This is a genomic window from Kitasatospora sp. NPDC007106 (assembly GCF_040634455.1).
In the GTDB taxonomy this organism is placed as follows: Bacteria; Actinomycetota; Actinomycetes; order Streptomycetales; family Streptomycetaceae; genus Kitasatospora; species Kitasatospora arboriphila.
The window spans coordinates 1-5,070 of sequence record NZ_JBEYFP010000431.1; the positions used below are offsets into that span (position 1 = coordinate 1).

Here is a 5,070-nt window from a genome sequence, read left to right on the forward strand (position 1 = left end):
GGCGGATCCACCGCCCGGCCGCCGCCGCGTCCATCCCACTGGACATGCCGTCAGGTTAGGGCCTCGCCGGCGGTTCGCCCCGCAACGGCACGCGGGAGCGGGGTGGGACCGGGCGGGGCGCGCCGCCGTGGTCGTAGCCCGAGGAAGGCGGGCTCGCGGAGCGGACAGGCCGTCCCTCCGGTTACACGCCATCACGGTGGCTACGGGTGGGGGACGGGTGCCGGGGGCACACCGCGCCGAGAGGCTCTCCATTCGGTTACACACCATCACAAGAGCAACCGGCCGCCCCGGTGTGACAGCGGGCCGCACCGCAGGCACCCCATCGCTCCAGTTACACACCATCACAACAGCAACGGTTACGCCCCATCACTCCCGCAACGGTTACACCCCATCACTCCCGCAACGGCGACTCCCCAACGCCAAGGCATAGCACACGCACCACCCAACACCCTCTCCCGACAGTGACACGGCATCACCTACGCGACACGACCCCCGAACAGCGAATCGGGCGCGCCCAAGAGTCCCCCTTTCGCCACATAAGACCGAATCCTCCCTATGCTGAGCCGATGACCCGAATTGTGGCGGTGAGCGGGGTGCTGCCGGTCCACCGCTACCGGCAGGAGGAGATCACCGAGGCGCTGGCGGCGCTCTGCCTGCCGCCGGACGCGGACCGGGCGGTGCTGGAGCGGCTGCACGCCGGGGCCGGGGTGGCGACCCGTCATCTGGCGCTGCCGCTGGAGCGGTACGCGGGCATCGACGGCTTCGGGCAGGCCAACGACGCGTTCATCGCCGCCGCCCTGGAGCTCGGCGAGCGGGCCGCGCGAACGGTGCTGGCGGAGTCCGGGCTGGCCGCCGAGGAGATCGAGCTGGTGGTGTCGACCTCGGTCACCGGGATCGCGGCACCGTCGCTGGAAGCCCGACTGGCCGGCCCGCTCGGGCTGCGGCAGGACGTCCGCCGGCTCCCCGTCTTCGGGCTGGGCTGTGCGGCGGGCGCGGCCGGACTGGCCCGGCTGCACGACTACCTGGCGGGCCGGCCCGGCCATGCCGCGCTGCTGCTCTCCACCGAGCTGTGCTCGCTGACCCTGCAGCGCTCGGACGCCTCCACCGCCAACCTGGTGGCCTCGGCGCTGTTCGGGGACGGTGCGGGCGCGCTGCTGGCGGTCGGCCCGGAGCATCCGCACTTCCACGACTCCCCCGGTCCGCGGGTGGTGGCGACCCGCAGCCGCCTGTACCCCGGCACCGGGCACCTGCTGGGGTGGGACATCGGCGACCGCGGGTTCCGGATCGTCCTCGGCGGAGCGCTGCCGGAGCTGGCCGGGCTGCACGTGGCCGAGGAGGTCGAGGCGTTCCTCGCCGAGCACGACCTGAAGCCGGACGAGGTGGCCGCCTGGATCTGCCACCCGGGCGGGCCGAAGGTGCTGGACGCTCTCGGGGAGGCGCTGGGCCTGCCGGAGTCCGCGCTCACGCCGAGCCGCCGCTCGCTGGCCCGGGTGGGCAACCTGTCCTCCGCCTCGGTGCTGCACATCCTGCGCGACGTCCAGGCGGACGGCCCCCCGCCGCCCGGCTCCGCCGGCCTGGTGCTCGCGCTGGGGCCCGGCTTCTCGTCCGAACTCGTCCTGCTCCGCTGGTGATCGAGGCCCGATGTCCTGGTACTCCCTGCTCGTCCTGCTGGTCGCCGCCGAGCGGCTCGTCGAACTCGTGGTCGCCCGCCGCAACGCCGCCTGGAGCCTCGCCCGCGGCGGCACCGAGCACGGCCGCGGCCACTACCCGCCGATGGTGCTGCTGCACAAGGCGCTGCTGGTCGGCTGTCTGCTCGAACCGGCGCTGCTGGCACGGCCGTTCGTGCCCGCGCTGGGTGTGCCGATGCTGCTGCTGGTGCTCGCCGCGCAGGGGCTGCGCTGGTGGTGCATCGCCTCGCTCGGGCCGCGCTGGAACACCCGGGTGATCGTGGTACCGGGCCTGCCGCTGGTCACCCGCGGCCCGTACCGGTGGCTGCGGCACCCGAACTACCTGGCGGTGGTGGTGGAGGGGGCGGCGCTGCCGCTGGTGCACTCGGCGTGGCTGACGGCGGGCGCCTTCACGGTGCTGAACCTGTGGCTGCTCGGCGTGCGCATCCGCTGCGAGGAGGCCGCGCTCGGCGGGGTGGTGCCGGCGGTCGCCCGGTGATCGACCTGCTGGTGGTGGGCGGCGGCCCGGCCGGGCTGGCCACCGCCGTGCACGGGGCGCTCGCGGGCCTGGAGGTGGTGGTGGCCGAGCCGCGTCCGACGCCGGTGGACAAGGCCTGTGGGGAGGGTCTGATGCCGGCCGCCGTCCGGGCGCTGGCGGGGCTCGGCGTGGCGCCGGAGGGCCACGCCTTCCACGGCATCCGCTACCTGGAGGCGACCGGGACGCGGGCCGCCGAGGCACGGTTCCGCGCGGGGCACGGTCTCGGGGTGCGGCGCACGGTGCTGCACGCGGCGCTGGCAACGCGGGCCGCGGAGCTCGGCGTGCGGGTGCTGCCGCTGCGGGTCGGCGCGGTGGACGTCGGCCCGCACGCGGTGCGGGCGGCCGGACTGACGGCCCGACACCTGGTCGCCGCGGACGGGCTGCACTCCCCCGTCCGGCGCGCCCTCGGTTTGCACCAGCCGCCGCCGCCGGGCCGCGCCGTCCGGTACGGGCTGCGTCGGCACTACCCGGTGGCGCCGTGGTCCGGGTCGGTGGAGGTGCACTGGTCGGCGCGGGCGGAGGCGTACGTCACCCCGCTCGGCCCGGAGCTGGTGGGTGTGGCGCTGCTGACCTGCGACCGGGCGCCGTTCGACGAGCAGTTGGCACGGTTCCCGCTGCTGGCGGCGCGACTGCCGGCCGGGGCGGGCACGGCGGTGCGCGGCGCGGGGCCGCTGCACCAGCGGGTCCGGACGCGGGTCGCCGGGCGGGTGCTGCTGGTGGGCGACGCGGCGGGCTACCTGGACGCGCTCACCGGGGAGGGCCTGTCGGTGGCCCTGGCCTGCGCGGACGAGCTGGTGCGTTGCGTGCGGACGGGCCGGCCGGAGGCGTACGAGCGGGCGTGGCGGCGCGCCTCGCGCAGCTACCGGCTGCTGACCGGCGCGCTGCTGTGGGCGCGGCAGCGGCCGGTGCTGGCCCCGCGGATCGTGCCGCTCGCGGCCCGACTGCCGCGGGTCTTCGAGGCCGGGGTGAACCTGCTGGCGTGAGCCCGTCCAGGACGGGTGTCCCGTGCGGCGCCCGGCGCGCCGCCCGGGGCGGTGTCTGGTCGCCCGGGAGGCGGGTGGTCCGCACCGCCCCCGGGCGCCCCTCAAGGGGACGGCATACGGCGGCCCCGGGCCAGGCGCAGGGGGCGGAGCACGGGAGCGCGGGCCCGGCACAGCGGGGGCGCGGCACGGGTGAGGCGCCATCAGGGACGCTCCGCAGGCACCTCCGATACCACCCAATTCCCTGGCAACTCGCATCAATTCGGACATAAACCTCCTGTGCCCGAGATCACAGCAACCACCCGGCCATGCCGCCCCACCTGGGATTTTGGGCGTGTACACGCGATCGGGACGCCGTACGGCCGGTGCAGCGGGCTTGCGCCGCCGACGGGCCGTCGCGCAGGCTCTGGCGCTGAGCGGTCCGCCTCCGGTCTCGGAAGGGCGGGCCACATCCGCAGGGGGGTACGAAAGGTTCCCCCACCCCATGCCCAGAAACTCGAAGCACCGCCGCACCACGCGACTCACCGCCCGCCGGGCCGCCGCCCTCGGACTCGCCGTCGCCGCCGTCGGAACCGGCGCCGCAGCCTGGGCCGCCCCGGGCGGCTCGTCCGACCCCGTCGTCGTCGACTCGCTGACGCTCACCCCCGCTGCACCCTCCGCCGGCGCCACGGTGACGGCCACCGCCAAGGTGCACGCCACCCAGCAGACCGCCGTCCAGGCGCTGACCGTCGCGGTCCGCTCCTCGAGCGGCGCCAACTACGACTTCGCCGGCGCGATCCCGACCACACTGACCTCGGCGCAGCAGACCTTCGTACCCAAGAGCCGGACGTTCCCGGCCGGCGCCTACACCGTGTTCGTCGCCTACAAGGCGAACAACGTCTGGCACAACCTGGCGCCGAAGAAGGCGTTCACCTCCGACGGCAGCACGGTGACGACCCCGAACCCGACGCCGTCTGCTCCGGCCACCTCGGCCTCGCCGACCCCGACGGCCGCCGCGAGCAGCTCCGCCCCGGCGAGCACCGCGCCGACCACGCCCGCCGCGCCCAGCACCTCCGCGAGCGCCACGCAGACGCCGTCCGCGAGCGCCACCGCCACCCCGACCGCCTCGGCGTCCGCGACCACCGCGCCCGGCACCGGCGGCCCGCTGGGCATCGCGGGCAGCTGGCGCCAGGTCTTCGCCGACGACTTCAACGGCACCTCGGTCGACTCCGCCAAGTGGACGGCGAACTGGCTCGGCTGCGCGACCTGCACCACCCCGCCCGTGAACTCCTACGAGAAGGCCGCATACGCGCCCTCGCAGGCGACCGTCAGCGGCGGCAACCTGCACCTGACGGCCACGGCGAAGGCCGCGACGGCGAACGGCAAGTCCTTCCCGTACACCTCGGGCATGGTGCAGAGCAACGGCAAGGCGCAGTTCACCTACGGCGCCTTCGAGGCCCGGATCTACCTGCCCGGCAGCGGCGGCAAGATCTCCAACTGGCCGGCCTTCTGGACGGACGGCCAGAGCTGGCCGACCGACGGCGAGATGGACGTGATGGAGGGCCTGGGCGGCCAGGCCTGCTACCACTACCACTCGCCCTCCGGCGGCCCCGGCAGCTGCGCACCCGGCGACTACACCGGCTGGCACACCTACGGCGCCGAGTGGGCGCCCGGTTCGGTGACCTACTACTACGACGGCAAGAAGGTCGGTCAGATCACCACGGGCATCACCAGCAGCCCGCACTACCTGATCCTCAACAACGGCGTCTACACGACCGACACCGTGACCGCCGACACCGACATGCAGGTGGACTACGTCAAGGTCTGGCAGCACTGACCCACCGCCCCATCCCCGCCAGGGCCCGCACGGGCGCCCCGGTCCCGCCCCCGCGGCGGCCCGGAGGCC

At 74.9% G+C, this 5,070-nt stretch carries 4 protein-coding genes; all 4 read left to right on the plus strand.

The features are described from left to right. Nucleotides 1-566: 566 nt before the first annotated feature. The 4 genes from ABZ641_RS25365 (at nucleotide 567) to ABZ641_RS25380 (ending at nucleotide 5,001) form a co-directional block, all read left to right on the plus strand. Complete coding sequence (locus ABZ641_RS25365; RefSeq protein ID WP_359985194.1) at nucleotides 567-1,631, plus strand: 3-oxoacyl-[acyl-carrier-protein] synthase III C-terminal domain-containing protein; 1,065 nt, start codon at nucleotides 567-569, stop codon at nucleotides 1,629-1,631. A gap of 10 nt (nucleotides 1,632-1,641) precedes the next feature. Further along, on the plus strand, nucleotides 1,642-2,166 hold the full coding sequence (locus ABZ641_RS25370; RefSeq protein ID WP_344621787.1) for an isoprenylcysteine carboxyl methyltransferase family protein: 525 nt from the start codon (nucleotides 1,642-1,644) through the stop codon (nucleotides 2,164-2,166). After that, nucleotides 2,163-3,188, plus strand: coding sequence for an NAD(P)/FAD-dependent oxidoreductase (locus tag ABZ641_RS25375; protein WP_359985197.1), 1,026 nt, complete (start codon nucleotides 2,163-2,165; stop codon nucleotides 3,186-3,188). Before ABZ641_RS25370 ends, ABZ641_RS25375 begins: the two co-directional genes overlap by 4 nt. 481 nt (nucleotides 3,189-3,669) lie before the next feature. Continuing rightward, entirely contained in the window at nucleotides 3,670-5,001 is a 1,332-nt protein-coding gene (locus tag ABZ641_RS25380; protein ID WP_359985200.1) for a glycoside hydrolase family 16 protein, read from the plus strand. The last annotated feature ends 69 nt before the right edge of the window (nucleotides 5,002-5,070 follow it).